The following is a 22,896-nucleotide window of genomic DNA, read 5'->3' as shown; positions in this document are numbered from 1 at the left end:
TGATTAAAACGAATAATTAACTTGGGCGATGATGGCGCTAATCTCTGGATACAGGTCATGTTGGGCCAGTTGTCCGGGTTCATCAAACCCTGCATTTTTTGGTTGTTGTACGTAATATTCTAGCCTAAATGCGAGTTCGTCATCATTTATTGGTAAACCATATTTAAAACCAATAGTATAAGTGTTCATCTCTCCCAATCGATAATCCGCACTCATATATTCTGGCAAGGCAGCAGTGCTCATGAGATACGGCGAATAAAAATCGGCGGCAGATTGAGTATAAAATCGAATATGAGGTTCAAGATAGTGATTATTGCTAAACCTGTAATTGTAGCGCACATCGATTGTATGTGAATCAATCTCCCAGTCATCGAGCATGTATCGATAACTCACATCTAATACCTGCCCACTGATATTCGCTTTCGTCTGCCAAAACAATACGTGTTTCGTGCGTGAGTCAGGGCGATTTTCATACAAGTTTTGTTGCGTGGTACCTGTATCATCCACCACACTAACCAGTTTAAATGGATCAGTTAAGTAACCACTTACATTAGAATAATTATAATTTAACGACGTTATTAACCATCGATTGATGACTTGGCTAACACCAAAATTTAACTCCGTTGTCGTTTTGGTTTCACTGCTATCCTGACGAGTATTATCAAACGCCGCGTTAAACTCAGCATCGGATGAGTAGTCATTGCGGTAGACCATCTCTGAACCACCGACAGGTATGCCTCCTTCAGGTTCAAGTGTATCGAAATAACCACCGACCCCCATGGTAAGCTCTGTATTATTTTGATTCAGAGAGCGAGTAAAGCCAAGATTTCCACCCAGAGATAGATAATCATACTCCTTGCTCAAATGTACCCCTGTAGACCAGTCCCAAACGCGATTTATTGGAGAGCTCCAACCCAAATTAAGTTGAACACGAGTATCATGAAAAGTGTCGTCTAGCGGGGTATCACCGGGGGCGACAACATAGGAGCCATTTCCAGAAGGTCTTGTAAACGTTTGTGCCTCATTTTGCGCCACCGCGCCAGTAGGAGACGCACCAGTTAATGCATCTACTGTCAGTTTTGAGCTAAATACCTGCCCATCGCCATTTGTTCTCGTCGCCCCAAACATCCCTTCCGAAGCCATGACTCTGCCTGAATCTTCTCCGTAGTATAAGATTGCCGTGTCATAGTCCCAATCGGCGTCTGACCTGTTCTCATTAGCTTGCGTATTTGGGCTAACTAGCAATTGACTCGCGACGGCAAGCACACTGCTAATTTTTCCTATTTTTATTAATTGCATCCACAACCTCCTGCCGCACTACCACGGCCACCACTCGTCGCTTCTTTACTAAAATAGATATGATCATCAAAACTTTTATCTATTTTATTTGCCTGTAGTTCCATTCGAGGATCGGCAAGAAGATCTTTTTCCCATGGAGGTACCCCTAACTGACTGCATGCCGCTATGAGGCTAATGCTTATCAGCATTAATAATATCTTGGCGTTTTTCATTCTTGCTCCTTAAGGCTGAATTAACACGCTTATTTGTTCCTTGAGCTCTTGCTGGTCACTGGTTTTGAAACCGACATGCATGCCAACAATTTCACCGTTTTTGATTAGATAACTGCTTGGCATTGCTGGTACCTTATAGGCACTCGCTATCTCACCTTTAGGGTCATAAACAACAGTGAAATTCGCGGGGTTATCTTGTAAAAATTGTTCGGCTAATAACCGGTCACTGTCAACATTGACAGTGATGACCTTCAAACCTTTGTCACCGAATTCACTTTGCAATTCATTCATAAACGGAAAAGAATATCGACAAGGGCCACACCAACTCGCCCAAAAATCCAAGTACACCCAGCTACTTTCAGATACAGCCTTTAGGCTAGTTTGTTGACTTTCGAGCTCAACGTTAAAATCGGGAGCCGCATCATTGGCAGCGAATGAATGCGCGCTAAAAGCAATACACAATATAGAAACTAACCGATTAATTACTCTCATCATCCAAACCTCATTATTATAATTATCGTTATATCTCTTTGAGCATAGATCAGATCATGTGAAAAAAGTGTTAATAGATAATCCACCATAACAAATAGGAATGAAAATCATCCTCAATTATATTTATATCAATGCTTTACACTGATTTACATTAACTTACACAGAAATACATTCACAGTATTAATATTAAGGTACACACACAGATAAGGTATGAATCATGAACAGTAAATTAGCGCTTTCAACTATCGCCATTTTAAGTTTGACTATTGCTGTTGGGGTGAACGCGGCTGGCAGAGGCAATAAAATGGCAAGGGCCAACAACCAGATGCCAACCTTTATTCAAATGGATGAGAATCAAGATGGGAATGTCAGCCTAGACGAATTCAACCTCTTTAGAGCAGACCAAATCGCTCAAAAAACAGCAGAAGGTCGAGCATTAAGAAATATGTCTAATGCCCCTATGTTTGAAAATTTAGATACCAACGGAGATCAACTCATTGACCAAGATGAATATCAAAAAATGCCATGTAACAACAATCGACAAGGTTGGAAAGGAAAAGGACAAGGTCGCTCTTCATAAAAACTAAAATCCCATGTGATAAATATGGGATTTTTTTTATAATTTTAATTAGAATATTATAACTTACTAATTATTAGGAAAGTAAAATGTCTCAGTTCAACTGGAAGCAAAGAGTTCTCATTATTCCACCACTTATTCTGGGAGGGATTCTTTTATTTCTTGCTCCGGGAATGAAAGCAGAGCCACCAGCGATAACGCAATCTACCAGTAAAAAAGTCGTTCGGGTTTTAAAGGTTGTTCCTCGAAAATTGCAACCTGTCGCTGTCGGTTACGGGCATACCAAACCGGCACTAGAATGGGAAGCCCAGTCAGAATTGGATGGCACCATTATCTGGGAATCTGGCAACCTTCAAGAAGGTAATATCATTAGCAAAGGGACGCCGTTATTGAAGGTTGACCCATCAGTTTACGAACTTGAAGTTGCAAAACTGAATGCCGAAATCGAAGTGGCCAAGCTAAGAGATAAAACGATTTCAGCATCTTTAAAGATCGCTTCAGAAGAGTACAGAATTCAACAATCAGAATATGAACGTTCTATGCAATTGAGCAAAACAGGCCATATATCCAAAACAGAAAAAGACCGAGCGACACGAGAACTATTGAGTAATCAGCAACAATTACAAACGCTGAAAAACAGCATAGTGATCAATCAGGCCGAACAGCGAGTCATGCAAATGCAGCTTGCCCTTGCAGAACGAGATCTACAACAAACTACTATTTCCGCCCCTTTTGATCTTCGTATAACGGAAAAAGTGGCCGGCATTGCTGAATACGTCAATAAAGGGGAGGTTCTACTTCGTGCGGATGGCATAGACGCGGTAGAAGTCAGTGCGCAATTCGCACTAGGAAAAATGCGGCCACTGCACCAAGCAGCCGATAAAAGTAACATGAGTGGAGATCTGCATCACGAGCTAGAAGCGCTCGTCGAACTAAAAGCAGGTAATCGCATAATCGCTTGGAATGGGGCCGTAGACCGGTCTGGTGGGCAGATTGACGCACAAACACAAAGCCAAAGTATTGTGGTCCGTATCAACAACCCCTATGGGCAGGCGCAGCCCGGTAAAAAACCCCCTCTGATCCGAGACACATTTGTGAAAGTGACATTAAAGGCCCCAGTGTTAAAAAATCAGCTATTAATTCCAGCAAACGCTATCCATCAAGGAAACGTATATGTCGTAAACAGCGACGGAAAACTAGAGGTCAAATCGGTCACCGTTGCTTTTATCCAGAACCAAGTCGCCGTAATTAAAGATGGGCTCTTGCCAAACGATAACGTTGTGGTGAGCAAGCTGTCTCCTGCCGTTAAAGGCATGCCTTTGAAACCTCAAGCAGATAAAAAAATGGTGGCATGGATGGATGACATCACTGGTTTCTCTGTTGGGAAAAAACCAAAAACGGGGAGTAAGTTATGATTGCCTTCTTTGCTCGGCATTCAACTGGCGCAAATGTGCTGATGATAACCATACTATTATTAGGCGCATTTGCGTTGCCCAAATTACAGAAAGATACGTTTCCCGTCACACCAACCAAAGACATTGAAGTTCGAATTAATTATCCAGGCGCATCGCCAATGGAGGTGCTAGAGGAAGTATGTTCACCATTAGAAGACTCTCTGGATAAGCTCAACGGGATCAAAGAGCTCACTTGCGATGCGAGAGAAAACATCGCTATCGCCAACGCGGAAATAACAACTGGTGAGGATATTGATGTCCTCACCGCAGATATCCAGCAACAGGTCAATGCTATCAGCGATTTCCCAGATCGAGTGGAACAGATTACCGTAACCAAACAGGACCGAACTGCAAACGTTGCCAGCGTGGCGATAACGGGCGATATGTCTGAACAAGATCTCTATTACTATGCGCAAGAGGTGAAAAATCGACTCAAAGCCAGCCCTTTAATCGCTCAGGTTGTGGTCTCTGGTTTTTCTGAACAAGAGATAGAGGTCCGTATTTCAGATTGGAAATTAAAACAGTATGGGTTAAGTATTTCTGACCTTTCTACCTTGGTTGAGCAACAAAATATCAACAGCCCTGCAGGGGTATTTACCAATCAATTAGAAGCGCTAAGTGTCCGTTTTAACCATCAAAGTAATCATGTTGAGGATTTCAAAAACTTAATCATCAAAACCAGTGAAAAAGGCAGCCAAATTCGGCTTGGTGACATCGCTAAGATTGAACAAAAATTCGCACTAGATGAAGAAAAAATTCTATTCAACGGCCAACAAGCGGCCTTATTACAGGTATCAAAGACCTATTTTCAAGACACGATAAAAGTAAAAGAAGCGTTAGATAAACTGATAAAGCGTGAACAAAATATGGCCGCCGCTGGCATTGAATTTACGGTCACCCAAGATGTCAGCGTAAACATTAACGAACGCCTTCGTATATTGACCAGTAACGGAATACAAGGGCTAGCCCTTGCGTTCTTGATGTTGTGGGCATTTTTCAATATCCGCTTTAGTTTCTGGGTTGCAATGGGTTTACCTGTCTCATTTCTTGGTTCTATCTTTGTTATGCATTTACTCGGCTATACCATCAATATGATGACCATGGTCGGTCTTATTGTTGCGATCGGATTGTTGATGGATGATTCATTAATCATCGCCGAAAACATAGCAGCCAAACGCCAAGCCGGTATGTCATCTTACGAGGCAGCAATCGTTGGCACTAGACAAGTATTCCCTGGGGTCATTGCCTCTTTTGCGACAACGTTAATGGTCATCGGTCCGCTTATGTTTTTAAGCGGCAAGCTTGGGGAAGTACTACGCTATATACCGATCATTCTTCTGATCACTTTACTGGTCAGCCTTATTGAAGCATTTTTGATTCTACCTTCTCATTTAGCCCATAGTCATATTGAGACCAAATCCAATCCGATCAGAGATCGATTCCTCACAACATTCGAACGGATAAGAGACAGGATATTTGTCCCTATTTCAGTCAAAGCCATGAACGCCCCCTACTTTACCTTAGGGTTAATGTTAATGGTTGTGCTCATTTCAACAGCTACTTTTCCCGCGGGTTGGTTAAAATTTAAAGCGATGCCATCACTAGAAAGCGATACCTTACAAGCCAGAATTTTATTACCGCAAGGGAGCCTTCTGAATCAAACCGAAATGGTAGTAAGCAAGGTTTCCACTGCACTAACTGACCTCAATCAAGAATATGCCGTCAAATTTCCAGATTCGCCGCCCTTAATTGAAAGCACGACAATCATGTACAATACCAATATCGATGCCAAGGAATCAGGCCCTCATTTAGCGACAGTCAGCGCCGATTTACTCGCGGCGCAGTTCCGACAAGAAAGCATAAAGTCGTTAATTCAAAACTGGAAGAAGAAGGTTGGATCAACAGCAGACGTGGTTTCACTCAAATTCACAGATAAAGAGCGCGGAATTGCTGGCAACGGTATTGATATTAGAGTGCAAGGTAGCTCTCTCGATGAACTGAACAAAGTAAGCCGCTCTCTTATCAAGTGGCTGAAAGGGTTCGATGGTGTATTTAACCTTTCGAATGACCTACGTGATGGCCGAACCGAGATCCACGTGAGTCTAAAAGATGAAGCGGGTGTCGTGGGTATCAATGCAGCGCAAGTTGCACAGACATTAAGAAGTGCAGTAAAAGGCGCTACTAACCTTTCCGTATTCCAAAATGGCGAAACTCTAGATATTACCGTCAGAGTAGATGAATTCACCTATCAGGCGAGTTTAAACGGTCTAAAAGATCTCGCGGTTACCGCTTCGAATGGAAAATTGGTACCTCTCTCTAGTGTGGCAGAGTTTCAGGAACAACAGTCCTATTCGAGAATCAATCGTATCAATTCGCTAAATACCGTTACTGTACAGGGTAACGTAAATACCAGAATCGCAAACTCCAGAGAAATTATGCAGAAGTTCTATGGGGAGTTTGTACCGAATTCAAAGAAAAAGTTTCCTGATGTCACGTTTGTTTCTCAAGGACAAGACAAAGAGAGCGCTGACACTGGTTCGTCACTACTGACCTTTTTTTCCCTCGGTGTGATTGGTATCTTTCTAATTCTGGCTTTTCTATTCCAAAGCTTCAGTCAGCCCTTTGCTGTGCTGCTTGCAATACCAATGGGGTGGATCGGTGTTATTTGGGGGCACCTAGGTATGGGACTAGACCTCACCATTCCGAGTTTAGTCGGATTCGCTACCCTTGCTGGTATCGTCGTTAATGACAATATTCTTTTGGTTAATTTTGTTAAAGAAAATATGGCGAAAGGCCAACATTTAAAAGAAGCGTGTAGAGAAGCCGTTCATGACCGATTCAGAGCGATTTTTATTACATCATTAACGACATTTGCTGGTCTGCTGCCTCTACTTACAGAAAGTAGCACTCAGGCTCAGTTTTTAATTCCACTCATTGCGAGCATTGCGTTTGGACTGATGACAGCAACATTACTCGCCTCCATTATCGTCCCCTGCGTGCTATTAATATTGGACGACTTGAAGCTAACTTCGTTTGCTCCATTAGAAAGACAACCAGATACTGCCTACCCGGTCTCGGCTAAATAAACCATCACTCTAAGCGGAAATAAGTTAAGAAATACGTTCAATAGCGATTTGGTGGTTAGACTCAGTATCAATAGCGGCTCTTGGTCCTGAACCTGAGCCGTTACAGCACCCTGACAATAATAGAATGATAGTAACTAAGACTGACCATCTCATAATACTCTCCTACTCATTTTGTTTATCTCTTCATAGAGTATAAATGAGCTAGGAGAGCAGAATGTGACCCACCTTATAAGTCCGCGACCTCACCTCCCTGTTGATCACAAACTTACTTCGTGTTGTCAAAGCATCTCGACCTGAGCCGTCAATATTTTTATAGCGCTAGCAGATAATTGACAAGCTGATAGTACTCAGCAATGGTTTCGATACCATCTGACTTAACGATGTACTTGTTGTTCACAACCACACCGGGGACGCCCGATAAACCCGTCGCTTTAAACTGCTTATCAAAGCGTTTCTGCATCGAATCTACTGCAAACCCATTAAACGCAGAGTCAAACTTCTTAGCAGAAACACCATTATCGATAAAGACTTGACGAAGTTCGGCTTCATTGCTCGGGGTATTCTTGAAGTCATGGATCTGTTTGAACATTGGCATCACAACCTGGTCTTCAACCTTCAACGCTACCATTGTCGCGTAAGCTTTTGCCATAGGAACCGCCATATTGTTGCCCATGAAAGACACGTGTACCTTCTGGAAAGAGGCGCCCTCAGGTAACTCATCCTTCAACCCTTCCATCACGGGTTCGAATCCGTAACAATGTGGACAATAGAATGAAAAGAACTCTGTTACCGTTGGGGAGGAGGCTTTCGCTGTATCCAAGACAGTATAGTGTTTGCCTTCAGAAAATTGTGCTGCATAAGCAGATAGGCTCATTAAGGCTGTTGCGATTAACAATATAATTTTTTTCATTTCAATCTCATTCTCTTAAAAATCCGATTCGGATTTTATACATTACTTTCTAATATCGTCACCAGTCAGGTAGACCTTAGGTCTAACCGAATACATGGTCTTTGATTCACATTACAAAAAGAAAAAAGTTAAGAGATTGGAGGCTTATAGAGGGATTGAACGAGGATATTCGTTTTGTTAGAAAGCTCTCTTTCAATAAGCGCCAAAGTGTAAGAAGGTGTTAGAAGCAAGCTTTGGCTTAGTGCAGACGGTGGATACAATGCATGGACAGCAGACATACAGCAGTGCGACGTCGAGTTAACATTGGTCTCTAGTGTCAATCCATTATGCTCTACAGCATCGGCATAAACTACCTGCGTATTTGCCGCATCGATAGGACATATATCGTAATTGCCAAATGACACAACCACAGACGCACTTGCATTAAAACTCATCATCAATAATGACATGAGTAAAAAGCAAGTAATCGCAATTGGTTGAGTACGAAGCAACATATAATCACTAGTAGTTGAGAGTTATTGTCATCATACATAAAGGTATTCACGTTAACAACGGTGAAATGCGTTCACTCTTGTTGGTGCCAATTCAAAATTGAGTTGAAAGGTATATCCAATAGGCAGACAATCGAAGCAATACCAAGCTAAGAAAGTTTGCGGCCAAGGATAAACATTTTACCCAACAAAACGGAATGGAAGAGACCGAATTGAGCAACACTAATTCTACGGGCAACCTATGCCCGATTCTGGAGACATCTCGATATATCATTCGAGCATTTGAGAAGACGGATCTAACTGTATTTGCACAATACAGAGCAGATGAGAATGTCGCTCGCTACCAAAGCTGGGACAATTACACCTACCAAGATGCCGTTAAGCTATTTGAAAGAATGGATTATTCCACCTTTGGAAGTTTGGGTCACTGGTACCAATTAGCAATAGAACAAAAATCCTCAAAAACACTTGTTGGTGACCTTGCGGTTCACTTTATTGATCAGGAAAAAATGGAAGTTGGGTTCACTATCTCCGCAGAGAATCAAAGAGAAGGCGTTGCATTTGAAGCCCTGTCCGCTTTACTCGATTTTCTATTTTACACACTCAATAAGCAAAAAATCGTCGCCTTCGTTGATATGAAAAATGAGGCATCATACAAACTGTTAGAAAAAACGGGCTTTAAACGCACGGCCAACTTAAAAGCTGATGATTCCCCCCAAGCAGGTTGGGGAGACGAGTATTTCTACATAAAACTTCGTTCTATGCATAGCCATTCCATAAAGATCAACGACAACAAATAACCCGTAATAAACCACTCTACCGTATGGTCAAAACCGGAGCCTTGCATCTTTAGCGTTTTCACGACTGTTGGTAAATAGATTTAGCTATGGTACGAGCCTGATGAGGTTAAGTAACTTGGCATTTCTTTCATACTGTTCTTATGCTCACACTGTTAAACCCTCTAAAACGGAAGAGATGTATTTCTCTTTTTCGTTACTCTCTGCTCCCCCTTTTTTACTCTACATCCCATTAATGCAAACGCAGCTTTCGCATAGTGGAAGGGTATTCGTTAAAAAGTCTACTTCCCTCGATATAACCAAATGATAGTGAAGGTATATTTGTTATGCGCGTTATTACAACGTTATATCTAGCGTTAAAAGATGCTTTTTATATTGGAATGTATTTTGTAGCTTCATTCCCTAACGTATTGAAAATAATATCTAAATAACTGATTAAGTGTTATTGCCACTAAAGATAATAATTACTTTTACCATATTCTACGGTCATAAATTAGGAGATATATATGTCAACTGAGACCCTACCGAATTCAAACCAAACACTGTTACAAAAATTTTCCGGCGTCTGTACTGCGATAGTTCAACGGTACCTGCCAGACCCATTTCTTTTCGCGGCCATACTCACTTTTATTGTATTCTTATTGGTTATGCCTATTACAAATCAAAGTCCATTACAAGTTGTGGATGCCTTCGCCGGAGGGTTTTGGAAGCTGCTCAAATTTGCAATGCAAATGGCTCTAGTCGTCGTAACGGGACAAGCCATGGCTTCTGCTCCTGTATTTAGGAGAGGACTGTCATATTTAGCTATGGCGGCAAAAACACCCGGCCATGCCATTCTTATGGTCACTGTTGTGTCTGCCATTGCTTGTTGGATTAACTGGGGATTTGGTTTAGTTGTTGGTGCTATTTTCGCAAGAGAATTAGCCACAAGAGTGAAAGGGGTTGATTATCGCCTTCTTATTGCTTCCGCTTATACAGGTTTTCTATTCTGGCACGCTGGTTTATCTGGTTCCGTTCCGCTTGCATTGGCGAGTGGTAGTAATCTAGAAACAGTAACGGCTGGCGCGCTTACATCGCCCATCGGTACGAGTGAAACGATTTTCTCAAGCATGAATATCATTATATTGTTGGTGATGTTGGCTGTTATTCCACTTTTAAATCGCGCGATGCACCCAACCGCCGAAAATGTCTTTACTATTCCATCTAACTTATTGTTTGACGAAGAGGAAACTGAAAAATTCGAGCCGAAAACGCCCGCAGAAAAACTTGAGCACAGCCCTTGGATCAATCGAATTTTAGCTCTACTTGGTTTTACCTACATAGTCAGTTATTTTATTGATAATGGTTTTGCACTGAACCTAAACATTGTTAATTTTATCTTCTTGTTTACGGCTATTTTGCTTCATGGTACGCCAAAAAGATTGTTAAAAGCTGTCGCCGAAGGCACTAAAAACACCACAGGCATTTTGCTACAGTTCCCATTCTACGCAGGTATTATGGGCATGATGGTAGCAAAAGGGCCGGATGGCGTCTCACTTGCCGGCGCTATGTCTGACATGTTTGTTTCTATTTCAAATGAGACGACCTTTCCACTATTTACGTTTTTAAGCGCAGGTATAGTCAACTTCTTCGTTCCTTCTGGAGGAGGTCAATGGGCTGTGCAAGCGCCAATAATGATGCCTGCTGGCCTTGAATTAGGTGTCCCAGCAGCAAAAACAGCAATGGCTATTGCATGGGGCGACGCGTGGACAAATATGATTCAACCGTTCTGGGCGCTACCTGCATTGAGTATTGCAGGCTTAAGTGCGAAGGATATTATGGGGTACTGTATTGTATCCTTATTGGCATCGGGCGTTATCATAGGTTTAGGGTTAATGATTCTATAATTTAATTATTAGCTGACTTTAAGAACCACAAATAATTATATTTGTGGTTCTTTTTTTTGGGGTATATTTAGTGTTGAACTGTCCCTTCATCGCGTTAGATAAATACTTTTTTAATCCACATGAAGCCAAGCGTAATATCCAAACTATAATTACTTAATATAAAAGGCACATGGTTGTTAGTGATTGCTATAAATCGAATATTGGGGGAGGTATCGAGTAATCATAAAGTTTTCGTTTTACATCAACGACAGTTTTATTGATTAGCTATCTATATTTTTCTAACCTCACTAAGGTGTAACATATACGAATATCAACCAACCATTACATTCCATCTTTCTGGTTATACGATGTAATTTATGCTCGATAAAATGGCTTTGTGTGTCTATGTTATTCGTACAGGTTCCATCTTTGCAGAAGCCCGTAAAGTTGATGTTTTAGTTTCCGCAGGTAATCGATGGTGACAAAAATGAGAAGAAATTTGGGGTAGTTTTGTATCGACGGGATAATCGTTTACTCAGTGATCATCAAGCTACCAATGCCTTTATGACAACGTTGACAGGCAGCAAGATTAGGCACTGATAAGCTTTAAGGCTGACACATCTGTTTTAGATCAGTAGCAATAATAAGTTCCGCCTCTGTTGCGGCTTGTACTTGTTCAACACTATAACCAGACGCGATTTCGGTCAATTTCATTCCTTGTGGCGTAATAGTAATCACGCCCATTTCGGTCACAATCATATTAACTTGACCCGACGCAGTGAGAGGAAGCGTACAATTTTTGAGTAATTTTGCCTGTCCTTTTGCGGTGTGCTCCATAGCAATAATCACCTTTTTAGCACCAACAACAAGGTCCATAGCCCCCCCCATACCCGGAACCATTTTTCCCGGAATGATCCAGTTAGCAAGGTTGCCTTTTTCATCTACCTGCAGTGCACCTAGCACGCTTACATCAACATGCCCACCACGAATAATGGCAAATGAATCCGCGCTATTAAAATAGCTTGCACCCGTATCAGCCGTGATTGGCTGACCACCCGCATTGACTAAATCAACATCGGTATCACTTTCACCCGCTAATCCTGCAATACCTAATAAACCATTTTCGGATTGCAGTAATACCTCGACATCGGAATCAACTTCATTGGCGACTAACGAAGGCATACCGATGCCCAGATTAATCACATCGCCATCGCTAAGTTCCTGAGCAATACGCCATGCAATAAGACGGCGCATCTGATGTTTATCTGTCTGCACTTTATTAGAACAAGCATTACTTGATGGCATATTTTCACTACCGATTTTCTGGGTCATCTTAGCGCCCTCCTTGATAGATATAATCAACAAATAAACCCGGTGTATGAACACACTCTGGTTCAATTTCACCTACTTCGACTACCTGTTCCGCCTCCACAATAACGAGATCGGCCGCTGTCGCCATTAAAGGGTTAAAATTCTGAGTTGTTTTCTTATAAAACACATTTCCACGTTCATCCACCACAGAACCTCGAATAAAGGCGATATCGGCCCGAATCGGTTTTTCTAACAAAAATGGTTTCTCATCCACCATGATGATCTCTTTATTTTCCGCGACTAATGTCCCCAACCCTGTCGGTGTTAATACCCCACCCAATCCAGCACCACCTGCTCGAATTCGTTCAGCTAGTGTTCCTTGAGGTACTAATTCAACCTCAAGTACGCCTTCGTTCATCTGCTTGCCTGTCTCTGGGTTGGTACCGATGTGTGATGCGGTCAATTTCTGAATCCGATTGGCCGCTATCAAACGTCCGGAACCTTTGGTTGGTGTACCGGTATCGGTAGAAATTAACTTGATATTCTTAATCCCATTGTCTAGCAGAATATCGATTAACCCTTCTGGCGCGCCGTTTGCCATAAAACCACCAATCATTATCGTCATGCCGTCATGCAGTCGATTGGCAATTGCCTCAGCTGATATCTCTTTTTTCATTATCTCTACCTTATGATACCAATCACATTCGTTATGTGACTAAAATGAAACCACGTAATTATTTACATCGACGAATAATGACTGCCGTCCCCATTCCGCCACCAATGCACAAAGAAGCCAAACCAAGGTCTTGTTGTTGTCGTTCCAATTCGTAGATAAGGCTCACCAGAATTCGACTACCTGACGCGCCAAGCGGATGGCCAAGCGCGATGGCACCACCATTTCTATTGGTACGTTCCAGAAGCCACTCTTGAGTGACGTCGTGCTGCGAAGCGAGCTGCTTTAAAACACCAAGTGATTGTGCGGCAAATGCTTCGTTGAGCTCTAGACAGGAAATATCCTGTAGAGACAATGCACTTTTTTCCAATGCTTTGGCTATCGCAGGTACTGGCCCCAACCCCATAACCTCTGGTGATACGCCGGCCTGCGCATAGCTAACCATTTCAGCTAGCGGTGTTAACTGATAACGCTCGACAGCCGATTTAGAAGCAAGTATGAGCACTGCTGCACCATCATTAATACCCGAAGAGTTACCGGCAGTAACCGTTCCTTCTTTGAGAAACGCGGGACGGAGTTTAGTCAGTGACTCTATTGTGGTTTCCGTTTTTGGGTATTCGTCAACGTCCACGGTATATTGTTTTCGGCGATGAGAGACCGACACGGGTTCTATTTCGCTTCTGAATGCATGGCTGTTCAGCGCAGCGGCTGCTTTCATCTGGCTGTTTAGGGCAAATTCGTCCTGCTCTTGACGGGATATATTGAGTTGTTCAGCAATGTTTTCGGCGGTATTACCCATCGGATATTGATGAAATGCATCGGTTAGTCCATCAACAAAAATACTGTCTTCTACCACCTGTTGTCCCATGCGTACACCGGTACGGGCTAGGTGGGACTGTAGGAACGGCGCTTGAGACATACTTTCCATCCCGCAGGCAATGACCACTTCCGCGTCACCAGAACGAATGTGACTGGCCGCATCCATCACCGTTTTCATACCGCTACCACAGATCATATTTAGGGTATAAGCGGGGACCGTTTCCGGGATCCCAGCTTGGATAGCCGCTTGACGCCCGGGACCCATTCCTATTCCCGCACTAAGTACATTCCCAACAATGACTTCATCGACAACCTTCGGGTCTAACTCGCTCTGCGTCAATGCAGCTCGAATAGCGATGGCACCAAGATCCGGCGCACTTAGGGGGGAAAGAGCGCCGTTAAAACTCCCAATCGGAGTGCGTTTCGCCGCAACAATAAAAACAGGTTCCATACCGAATTCCTTGTGGTTTAAAGAGTGTAGTGTATGGACTTAGTGTACTAGTGAACCTAAAAAAGTGTTATGGCGATCTGTTCAAACGCGGTTTGCAAAAATGCAAAGTGGTGTGTGGCGTAGACGCGAGTATCCCAAAATTTAATGAAAAAATAGCCAGTAATTTATACTAGGCTAAGTAAGTTCGTCATCAATTACTTGTCTAGATTGGTATAAATTACTGACTATTTTTCGTCTATCTGAATCATCACGTATGGAACAGATTACTCTATTGTATCGTCGAAACCGAAGCCTTGCGCTTTTAGCGTTTTCGCGATTGTCGGGAAATAGACTTGGCTGTAAAACGAGCCTGTTGAGGCTGCGTAACTTGGCATATCTGTCATACCAATTTTATCCCACCATTGGCGAAGATCTTTATCATATTGTTTTGCACCACTCGCTACATTATTGGCATCATACTTCTCATACATAGCGAAACTTTCTATTGCCACTCTCGGTTTAACCGCAGAAGGCATATCTGTATCTGGAACACCAATGGTTGTCCCCACTAATGGGTATGTATTTTTTGGCAACCCAAGCAGCTCAATCATGGCTTGAGGGTCTCGACGAATACCACCAATGGCAGTCGTACCATATCCCATTGCTTCCGCAGCCGTCTGAATGGCATTTAGCATGATACCCGCATCAACAGCACCAGCCATTATCCCCTCAGCAGCCCTAGGGATAACGATTTCTTGTCCAAGCTCTTTCATTACTGATTCGGCTCTAAAGTAATCCACTACGACGGCAACAAATATATCAGCGCCAGCAACTTGCGGCTGACCACCTGCGATATCAGCTACCTTCTGAATCGTCTCTTTGTCTCGAATAACAACCAATGAAATTTGCTGGCCATTAACGGATGTTGGCGCTTGATGTGCCGATTGCAAAATCAATTGCAAATCTTCTTGAGTAACCGCCTGACCAGAAAAATTGCGAACTGAACGACGATTCAGCATTTGTTCTATTGTAGGGTTCATTAATTCAACCTATTAAAGTTAGTTTTGATCGTTGATTGCATTTATCTATACTTAACCATGTTATGCACTAGTAACCATATAATTATTATCTAATTAGATTAATAATTAAAGTAATAACTCTAATCTCCTAACTCTTCTATTACAAAATCAATAAAACAGCGCACCTTCGCTGACATGTGTTTTCTACTTGGATACACCATAAAGATACCAACAGAGGGCTTGGCCCAGTTTTGAAAGAGTTCAACCAGCTTACCTGTCTCCAATTCATCTTTTAGCGCGAAACACGGAATCCGAAAGATCCCTTGGCCTGCCACCGCAAGCCCAACTTCCAACATTGAATTATTGGTCAATACATGGCTTTCTACATGGACGAGTATCTGCTCACCGTTAAGATCCTCGAATGGCCAGACATTCGGTTGTCTCAGGTTGCTATAGCTGATGACTTTATGTCGATCCAATTCATAGGGATGTTGTGGCGTACCATGTTTAGCAAGGTAGCTAGGAGACGCAAGCACTAACGCCTCTGAACTTGTTATCTTGCGGCTGACCAGACTTGAGTCTTCAAGGTGCATAGTGGCCCGGATGACAATATCGAAGCCGTCGGATACGAGATCAACTTTTCGGTCATTGAGATCAATATCTAACTGAATTTTAGGGTATTTTTCAATAAATTGATCCAAAATTGGGCCTAGATTAGAAAGACCATACGACATGGGACAACTGATCCGCAACAGCCCATGTGGTTCACCTTGTTTCCCTACGATAGCGTTTTCTGCCTGCTCCGCATCTTCAATTATCTGATTACTCAGCTGGAAATAAAGCTCGCCTTCCGGTGTTAAACTCAATGACCGAGTGGTTCGATGTAGCAAGCGAACACCTAACCGCGCCTCAAGTTTATTCACCTCTTTACTGATGTATGAAGTGGAATGCCCACTCACGTCTGCGGCTAAGGTAAAACTGCCTAACTTAACCACCTGAACAAAAATGACCATGCCGTCTAATAAGTTGCTCTTTACCGCCATACGAATGCCTTTTATATATCTGTTATCGCCATTGTTTTCTATTACGAGTCATTTGGAAATAATAAGTCCACATTTGGGGGATTAATAAACATATGAGTTTCAATTAAAGTGTACCCATACCCTATGAAAAAGAAAAGGCATTGATTATGAAAGTACTCGCATTCGCAGCAAGTAGCAGCAAAAACTCTATAAACAAACATCTCGCTCATTACGCCGCACAACAGATAGAAGGTGCACAGGTAGAGCTTCTAGACATCAATGATTATGAGCTACCACTGTTTAATGAAGACCGAGAAAAAGAACTTGGCCAACCAGAACTTGCGAAAGCGTTCTATCAAAAGCTTGGTGAAGCAGATGTCATTGTTATCTCATTTGCAGAGCATAACGGTTCTTATACGGCGGCTTATAAAAACCTGTTTGATTGGACTTCTCGAATAAATATGCAAGTGTTCCAAAACAAACCCATTATCATGCTAGCCACCTCTCCGGGTCCCGGCGGTGCAAGTAGTGTTCTTGCAGCCGCACAAGGTTCTGCACCTCATTTCGCAGCCGATGTGAAGGGGGCGATATCTATCCCAAGTTTCTACGACAACTTTGATTTAGAAACCGGCCAGTTAACCAATAAAGCTTTTGTTGATCAGCTATTAAGTGCGATTTCTCAGCTTTAATCAACGTATAAGCCAGTAATTAGATAAAAAAGGCAAAACAAGAAGAATCATTCTGTTTTGCCTTTTTTCGTATTTTTGTTTACAAGAAGACGTTGTCTATGTGCATTAACGTTGGGAAGTTTTTGTCTTGTAAGCACTCAATCTCTAGTGGAAAGAACAGACCAGATTGAACCGACTCGTTTCTGGACAAAGCCAAGATAGCGGGTCTGCCTCAACTTGGTTAATTCAGGTTAGAGTAAGCACCTTGAAACTATTGTTGTTTGTTAATTGTGCCGCAAATACTCGATAGTATAAAAAAGCTGGATAATAGCTTGCCAGCTTCTCTTTATTCACCATCAATATTAAAGAAAATCTCGCATGACTTTATCGTGGAATATTGAAATATGACTCAGCACATTTTTTAAGTTTTTCTGCTCTAGTTCAGTGATATCACTAAGCGCCAGAACATCATTCACTTTACGCAAATCTGTGTATTCGATGATCTGATTGATAAATCGCAGTTGCCAAATATGGTCAAAAATGTAGACCATTTCGCGAAACGTAATCGCATCGATCTCTCCTCGCGCTAACATCCCTTTCAATCGAGCCATGGTATTGCTTTCTCTGATATCATGTTTAAGGGCATAGATTCGACAAAAAATCTCCATTGGCCTCAAAGCTGCTTTTAAATTCAGTGATGCCTTACCGTCATAATCTTCTGTTTTTATCTCATCTGAGGTATTTAGAGGTATCTCGTATGACAAGCAGTTGTGCGCGTAAGTGGGCAGAAAATCAGGATGTATATGGAGTAGTTTTTGAATGTGCGACTGAATACCATTAACTAAGTCGGCATGACCATAAGTAGAACGAATATCGAAAAACACATTGAGCTCTAGAATCGACTCCGGTGAAGCTTGTTCAATCCAAAGGCTAAAGTTTTCTTCCCACTCTTTCTGACTCAGGCACCATTGATGATTAGATGCCATAATTAGCCCATCACAATAACTGTAACCCGCCTGATTAAGCATGGCACATACCTTTTCTGCTAAATGCAAAAAGTAGCGCCGAATTGACTTGAGGTCTGCATCCGCAGGGGTTTCAAATACGATGGCATTATCTTGGTCCGAGAAGAGTGTCATATCATGACGCGCATTACTGCCAAACGAGATAAAAGAAAACGGCACAGGCGGTTCTCCAATATCATTGATAGTAAGCTCGATAAAACGACAAATTGCGGCGTCGTAGGTGCTGCCAATGAGACGGCGTAAATAATCAGGTCGAGTGCCGGTTTCTATCATATCTCGTATTAGATCTGGAAGTCGATTAAGTGACTCTACGACTTGCCCATGGCGACGGCCATTCTCTATCTCAACCACAATATTACTGCTAATTTTTTGATAATTAGTTATGTGGTTCATTGGCCCAAATCGACCACCATAAATCTTACGCACTATAGGGCGGAAAGTGATGACGTGGCCAAGTTTCTCAGACAAAAATATTCTCGATGTACTCAATATTATGTCGACCTGCTTACCCCCTTTTGATTGAAGCTGAGCCTCAAATTCTCCCGGTTCACTATCATGATTAAAAAGCGATAATAGATGGCGTAAAACTTCTGTATTTTGAGGGCTGTCTGAAAAAAGATCTTTCCAAATCGATTGGGATTTCAACTCAGTGTCTGTATAACCAAGCAACTGGTGGAGCCGACTATTAGAAAAGATAACTTTACCGTCGGCGGTCAATATGTAACCTTCATTTGAGGACTCAACCAAAGCTCTGTATCTGTTTTTCGCTTCATGCAGAGCTTTTTCAGCCCGTTTTTTCCGATTTTCAATCACTTTAGATTGAGTAATCACGTAGCCCATGATGACAATCAGCCCAATGGTGATCACAAAGAACACACGGTATAGCGTACTTTCAAGAAAATCGATCCCTTGTTGAACATCTTCAAAGTAGACACCCGTCCCTATGATCCAGCCCCATTCTTCGACACCTTCAACATAAGTCATTTTAGGGGAAGTAATACTCGGGTCATCTTTCCACTGCCATTGATACTCGATAAACCCATGTTGTTGAGCACTGACCATTTTGGCTATCTCAACAAACACCGGAAAACCAGTGGTATTTTCACTGTCGGTGTAGTGAGTTAAATCTTGTCCTTTTAACTCTTTTCGATAAGGGTGCATCACCATTTTTGGCTGCATATCAGTTATAAAGAAGTAATCTTTATTTTCGCTACCATAGCGCATTGCTTTAATATCCGTAGCCGCTTGAGACTGAGCATCTTCTTTTTCCAAGAGACCTCGCTGCTCTAATGCGACATAACTGTCAACAATACTGACTGCCGTTGATGTCAACTCTTTAAGCATCTGGCGTTTTTGTGACAGCATTGAGTCTTCCACAAGCGGAACAATGACGTAAATGATGCTGGTAACAAACAGTACAATAGCGGCTACGGTTGGCAATACAATTCGGAGACTGAAACTCGCGAGGGTGTTTTGACTCTCTTGCTGCGAAGAGGGCAACCCATTAAAATAGTCGGCTAACTCGTTCGCATCTAAAACTTCACTGAGTTCTTCACCATGAGTGGCTTCATGAAACCTTGCAGTGAAAGTACCATTTTCGAAATCTGCGCGAGAAGGTAAGTAACCGTCGTAATCATCTCGCAAATGGGTTTCAAACACATCTTTGATCTGCTGATTGGTGTATTTATCACCAAACTCTTTAATCGCTTCAAAGAGGGCTTCTTTACAGTGACGAAAACGACGATGATCATAGGGATCATAGTCCATCTTTCTGGCCATTCTTAACGAATGGTCAGTTCCATCATGGTCAAAAAAACCATCAATCCATTTGTGAATGTCTTCGCCACGAACACCAAAAAGGTATTCTGTACGATTAGCGTGCTCGGTAATTTTCATTACGTATATTTATCTCAACAGGACTATTGATAAATGAATCATATATTGTGCGCTAAGTAGCAAGTCTACTCAAACAACCACATTACACCCCAACTATTTTTGATAAATTAATCTAAATCAATAATTTTGCTGAATGGATTTTATAAACTTAGCCTGATTTAATCGTTTTCATTCAATCTGAGAGGTTTTCTTTCAGTAATTTATCATCGAGAAATACCAACCGTCATTTTCCCTCTTTATTACTAACCATATAAAGAAGCATGGTAGCGTCTGGGATGTCGTCTAGTACTGGTTGAAGACCAGTATACCACGCGTAAGTGGAACGTGACTGGCTATGGTAAAACTCAAAATCCTTATAGGAATGACTATATGTCTGACAAAGATAAGAAGTTTTATAGAGATTTACGCAGAAAAGCGCAAGAATTTGAAAGTCGAGAAGAGTTTCTAAACCATGATCTTAAAATCATGAACTTTAAGCGTTGGGGTATCCACTTGCCTTCACGTGACTACAGTATTGAAATAGAAGACTTTGTACCAGCACTTGCCGCAACAATTGGTAAAGTTGTGATGGTAACCGCGATGGTTGCGGTATTTGCAGCGCAGTTTGGTCTTTCGTCTGAATTCGTTGCAGAAAACGTTCGTTACGAGTTGCTTATTGCTGGTGCTCTTTTTGTTATTTTATTCTCCGCTATTTTAAACCCGAACGCTAACTTGGCCGGCACGCATGGGCCAATGATACCACTCATACCACTCATAGCCTCCGCGGGTGGACACCCATTGGCATTGGGGATAATGGTTTGTTTATTTGGTTTGACGCTCGCCTATACCAAAGGTGGCTCAAAGCTCATGACACTGACCGGTGTTGGGGTTCGAGGGGGGTTACTAATCTATTTAGGTGCGGTAGGGCTCATTGGCCAAATTAATAAGACGGAAGCTTGGGCAGCAAGTACTGACCAAGGCTACATCTCATTTGCGGTCATTGGTATTACTGTTTTGGTTTACGCTTATCTAGCAAAAGTAAACAAGCGCTGGTTAGCCATTCCGCTGTGTTCTTTAATCGCTGGTGTTGTTGCTTACGCTCTGGGTGCTGAGTTTTCCTTTACAACGGCACCTGGATTGCCTCATTTCAGCCCATTCTACTGGTGGGGTGAAACCACAGGCTGGCAATTAGGCTGGCCAAACCTAGAGCATTTCATTGCAGTAACACCTTTTGCACTTTTAGCGGTTGCAATGTGGTCACCTGATTATCTTGGTCACCGTGTTTTCCAAGAGCTAAACTACCCGAAAGAAGCAAAAGGTGTATTAATGGATGTTGATGACACTATGACTGTAGCTTCAATCCGTCAAGGTGTTGGTACGCTATTAGGTGGTGGTAACTTAGCATCATCTTGGGGTACTTATATGATCCCAGCAGCGATTGCGAAACGTCCGATTCCAGGTGGCGCATTACTGACAGGTATCATGTGTATTCTTGCTGCTGTGATTGGTTATCCAATGGATCTAGCAATGTGGGAACCTGTATTACGTGTTGCACTTATTGTGGGTGTATTCCTTCCATTGCTTGAAGCTGGTATGCAAATGATTCACAAGCACAAAGATTCATTAAGTGCTGGTATTTGTATCTTCGCTTGTGCCTTTGTAAACCCGGTATTTGGTTGGGCGGCGACAATGTTGCTTGATAATATGGGACTGATTGGTGATCACGAACGTGCGAAAACACTTTCGGCTAAAGACAAATACTTAATCCCAGGCATCGCATTTATTATCTGTGTTGGTTCACTTGCGGTTGTAGGTCAATTACCGGGTATTCCTGCGCTGATTGGTAACTAAAACTGAGCTATAACTCATAGTAATCAGTCGCCAACTAATAAAAAATAAGGGCACGAAAAATAATTCGCGCCCTTTTTATTGCCCGTTGTTTAGGCCAGTTCTGTCATCTCATTTACAACTAAAGGCTCTATCTTACCTTCAGTATTTTTTACAAAAGCTTGAAAATGTTCTGTCTCTATGTGTTTTTTCAGCATCTCAGGACTTTGCCACATTTCAAACATCACAAACAATCCATCGTTATTATTGTCAGCTTGTAGACGATACTCAATACAACCTTCATCTTGGCGCGATGGCTCGACGAGCTTTAACACTTCTTGCTTAACAAATTCACTTTGACCCGGTTTCGCTTCAATTTTCGCTAAGATAGTTAGATTAGCCACGTTGTTTTCCTTTCTTTATTTTCGATAAAATTCATTTTACACCGAGCGTTTGAAACAGAACGGCAATCCTAATTCTACTCATTTTCTGGTAGGGTGAGTAGTATATCAACCGAATTGGTATTAATCAGTTGTCGTGAGGTTAATATAATATGGATCCAGAAGTCATGGTGATGGCTGCAAATCAAAAGATCAACGTTGTATTTTTGGATAACTACAGTTGGATAACGACAGGGAGCTTATTGCTACTGTTTCCTGTACCAGCCAACGCGTATTTGATAGGTAATTCAGAACGATTAATAAAACGTTCAAGTATCGATTCGTCTTTTCTACAACGTTCGCACAACTCTCCTTGTCATTAAGGTCAAAACACGTCGGAGAGATTTAACCATGAGTGCTGGCATTAAATTTTGAAACCATTCCAGGACAAAGGTAAGTCTGTGTTTTTGCTAATTTCACTACCCTTGAATAACTTTTAGTATATCAACAAATCCAAAATCACATTGGTTGGCGGTGACCCATTTGCGCAGAGGTGGAGGGAGTAGAAGCGATTAAATATTAAGCAGGTCACACTTTGTTCATTTACCTATGTTGCTAGTTTTCTGAACACATATACAAAGCGTCTTAGCGCGCACATTTAGTA

At 42.1% G+C, this 22,896-nt stretch carries 21 protein-coding genes; 8 read left to right on the top strand and 13 right to left on the bottom strand.

Annotation, left to right across the window (positions count from 1 at the left end):
• Positions 1 to 3: 3 nt before the first annotated feature.
• Genes AACW90_RS02450 through AACW90_RS02440 form a run of 3 tightly spaced genes read right to left on the bottom strand, consistent with a single transcriptional unit; the run spans position 4 to position 2,006 of the window.
• A complete protein-coding gene (locus tag AACW90_RS02450) occupies positions 4 to 1,299 on the bottom strand; it encodes a DUF3570 domain-containing protein (RefSeq protein ID WP_390230263.1) in 1,296 nt (431 codons plus the stop codon).
• Positions 1,290 to 1,511, bottom strand: a complete 222-nt coding sequence (locus AACW90_RS02445) for a DUF4266 domain-containing protein (protein WP_390230260.1) — start codon at positions 1,509 to 1,511, stop codon at positions 1,290 to 1,292. The genes AACW90_RS02450 and AACW90_RS02445 overlap by 10 nt, the downstream gene beginning before the upstream one ends.
• A 9-nt stretch (positions 1,512 to 1,520) precedes the next feature.
• Positions 1,521 to 2,006 carry a TlpA family protein disulfide reductase gene (locus AACW90_RS02440; RefSeq protein WP_390230258.1) on the bottom strand — a complete coding sequence of 162 codons (486 nt, stop codon included), beginning with the start codon at positions 2,004 to 2,006 and terminating at the stop codon, positions 1,521 to 1,523.
• A 214-nt stretch (positions 2,007 to 2,220) separates the two neighbouring features.
• Between AACW90_RS02440 and AACW90_RS02435 the strand changes: the two genes are divergently transcribed.
• From AACW90_RS02435 to AACW90_RS02425, 3 genes are all read left to right on the top strand, one after another.
• Positions 2,221 to 2,583: an EF-hand domain-containing protein gene (locus AACW90_RS02435; protein WP_390230255.1), complete on the top strand. Its 363-nt coding sequence runs from the start codon at positions 2,221 to 2,223 to the stop codon at positions 2,581 to 2,583.
• An 86-nt stretch (positions 2,584 to 2,669) separates the two neighbouring features.
• Positions 2,670 to 3,995, top strand: a complete 1,326-nt coding sequence (locus tag AACW90_RS02430) for an efflux RND transporter periplasmic adaptor subunit (RefSeq protein ID WP_390230252.1) — start codon at positions 2,670 to 2,672, stop codon at positions 3,993 to 3,995.
• Positions 3,992 to 7,120 carry an efflux RND transporter permease subunit gene (locus tag AACW90_RS02425; RefSeq protein WP_390230249.1) on the top strand — a complete coding sequence of 1,043 codons (3,129 nt, stop codon included), beginning with the start codon at positions 3,992 to 3,994 and terminating at the stop codon, positions 7,118 to 7,120. Before AACW90_RS02430 ends, AACW90_RS02425 begins: the two co-directional genes overlap by 4 nt.
• Positions 7,121 to 7,144: 24 nt before the next feature.
• Here the strand turns inward: AACW90_RS02425 and AACW90_RS02420 are convergent, their stop codons facing one another.
• The 3 genes from AACW90_RS02420 to AACW90_RS02410 form a co-directional block, all read right to left on the bottom strand.
• Positions 7,145 to 7,273 carry a hypothetical protein gene (locus AACW90_RS02420; RefSeq protein ID WP_390230246.1) on the bottom strand — a complete coding sequence of 43 codons (129 nt, stop codon included), beginning with the start codon at positions 7,271 to 7,273 and terminating at the stop codon, positions 7,145 to 7,147.
• A gap of 157 nt (positions 7,274 to 7,430) precedes the next feature.
• Positions 7,431 to 8,030 (bottom strand): thiol:disulfide interchange protein DsbA/DsbL, encoded by a 600-nt coding sequence (locus AACW90_RS02415; protein ID WP_390230243.1) that lies wholly within the window; start codon positions 8,028 to 8,030, stop codon positions 7,431 to 7,433.
• A 128-nt stretch (positions 8,031 to 8,158) separates the two neighbouring features.
• Entirely contained in the window at positions 8,159 to 8,524 is a 366-nt protein-coding gene (locus AACW90_RS02410; RefSeq protein ID WP_390230240.1) for a hypothetical protein, read from the bottom strand.
• Positions 8,525 to 8,733: 209 nt separating this feature from the next.
• Between AACW90_RS02410 and AACW90_RS02405 the strand changes: the two genes are divergently transcribed.
• Both AACW90_RS02405 and AACW90_RS02400 read left to right on the top strand, forming a co-directional pair.
• Positions 8,734 to 9,321, top strand: coding sequence for a GNAT family N-acetyltransferase (locus AACW90_RS02405; protein ID WP_390230237.1), 588 nt, complete (start codon positions 8,734 to 8,736; stop codon positions 9,319 to 9,321).
• Positions 9,322 to 9,824: 503 nt separating this feature from the next.
• A complete protein-coding gene (locus AACW90_RS02400; protein WP_390230233.1) occupies positions 9,825 to 11,204 on the top strand; it encodes a short-chain fatty acid transporter in 1,380 nt (459 codons plus the stop codon).
• Between the two features lie 585 nt (positions 11,205 to 11,789).
• Here the strand turns inward: AACW90_RS02400 and AACW90_RS02395 are convergent.
• From AACW90_RS02395 to AACW90_RS02375, 5 genes are all read right to left on the bottom strand, one after another.
• Entirely contained in the window at positions 11,790 to 12,488 is a 699-nt protein-coding gene (locus AACW90_RS02395) for a 3-oxoacid CoA-transferase subunit B (protein WP_390230840.1), read from the bottom strand.
• Positions 12,489 to 12,516: 28 nt separating this feature from the next.
• Positions 12,517 to 13,170, bottom strand: a complete 654-nt coding sequence (locus tag AACW90_RS02390) for a CoA transferase subunit A (protein ID WP_275137882.1) — start codon at positions 13,168 to 13,170, stop codon at positions 12,517 to 12,519.
• Between the two features lie 58 nt (positions 13,171 to 13,228).
• Positions 13,229 to 14,437, bottom strand: coding sequence for an acetyl-CoA C-acetyltransferase (locus AACW90_RS02385; protein WP_390230229.1), 1,209 nt, complete (start codon positions 14,435 to 14,437; stop codon positions 13,229 to 13,231).
• Positions 14,438 to 14,700: 263 nt separating this feature from the next.
• On the bottom strand, positions 14,701 to 15,456 hold the full coding sequence (locus AACW90_RS02380; RefSeq protein WP_390230226.1) for a nitroreductase family protein: 756 nt from the start codon (positions 15,454 to 15,456) through the stop codon (positions 14,701 to 14,703).
• A 119-nt stretch (positions 15,457 to 15,575) separates the two neighbouring features.
• The gene (locus AACW90_RS02375; RefSeq protein ID WP_390230223.1) at positions 15,576 to 16,478 is read right to left on the bottom strand and encodes a LysR family transcriptional regulator; all 903 of its coding nucleotides are present in this window, start codon (positions 16,476 to 16,478) and stop codon (positions 15,576 to 15,578) included.
• A 146-nt stretch (positions 16,479 to 16,624) separates the two neighbouring features.
• Here AACW90_RS02375 and AACW90_RS02370 point away from each other — a divergent pair, with 146 nt between their 5' ends.
• Positions 16,625 to 17,146 carry an NADPH-dependent FMN reductase gene (locus tag AACW90_RS02370; RefSeq protein WP_390230221.1) on the top strand — a complete coding sequence of 174 codons (522 nt, stop codon included), beginning with the start codon at positions 16,625 to 16,627 and terminating at the stop codon, positions 17,144 to 17,146.
• A 341-nt stretch (positions 17,147 to 17,487) separates the two neighbouring features.
• Here the strand turns inward: AACW90_RS02370 and AACW90_RS02365 are convergent, their stop codons facing one another.
• The gene (locus AACW90_RS02365) at positions 17,488 to 20,046 is read right to left on the bottom strand and encodes a DUF294 nucleotidyltransferase-like domain-containing protein (RefSeq protein ID WP_390230219.1); all 2,559 of its coding nucleotides are present in this window, start codon (positions 20,044 to 20,046) and stop codon (positions 17,488 to 17,490) included.
• 369 nt (positions 20,047 to 20,415) lie between these two features.
• On the opposite strand from AACW90_RS02365, the gene AACW90_RS02360 reads away from it, so the two are divergent.
• On the top strand, positions 20,416 to 21,876 hold the full coding sequence (locus tag AACW90_RS02360; RefSeq protein ID WP_390230217.1) for a DUF3360 family protein: 1,461 nt from the start codon (positions 20,416 to 20,418) through the stop codon (positions 21,874 to 21,876).
• An 89-nt stretch (positions 21,877 to 21,965) separates the two neighbouring features.
• Here AACW90_RS02360 and AACW90_RS02355 read toward each other — a convergent pair whose 3' ends face one another.
• The gene (locus AACW90_RS02355) at positions 21,966 to 22,256 is read right to left on the bottom strand and encodes a putative quinol monooxygenase (RefSeq protein WP_390230213.1); all 291 of its coding nucleotides are present in this window, start codon (positions 22,254 to 22,256) and stop codon (positions 21,966 to 21,968) included.
• Positions 22,257 to 22,405: 149 nt separating this feature from the next.
• Here AACW90_RS02355 and AACW90_RS02350 point away from each other — a divergent pair, with 149 nt between their 5' ends.
• Positions 22,406 to 22,615, top strand: coding sequence for a hypothetical protein (locus tag AACW90_RS02350; RefSeq protein WP_390230211.1), 210 nt, complete (start codon positions 22,406 to 22,408; stop codon positions 22,613 to 22,615).
• The last annotated feature ends 281 nt before the right edge of the window (positions 22,616 to 22,896 follow it).

Source organism: Vibrio frigidus (genome assembly GCF_042465995.1).
Classification (GTDB): Bacteria; Pseudomonadota; Gammaproteobacteria; order Enterobacterales; family Vibrionaceae; genus Vibrio.
This window is presented reverse-complemented; position numbering and strand designations above follow the sequence as displayed.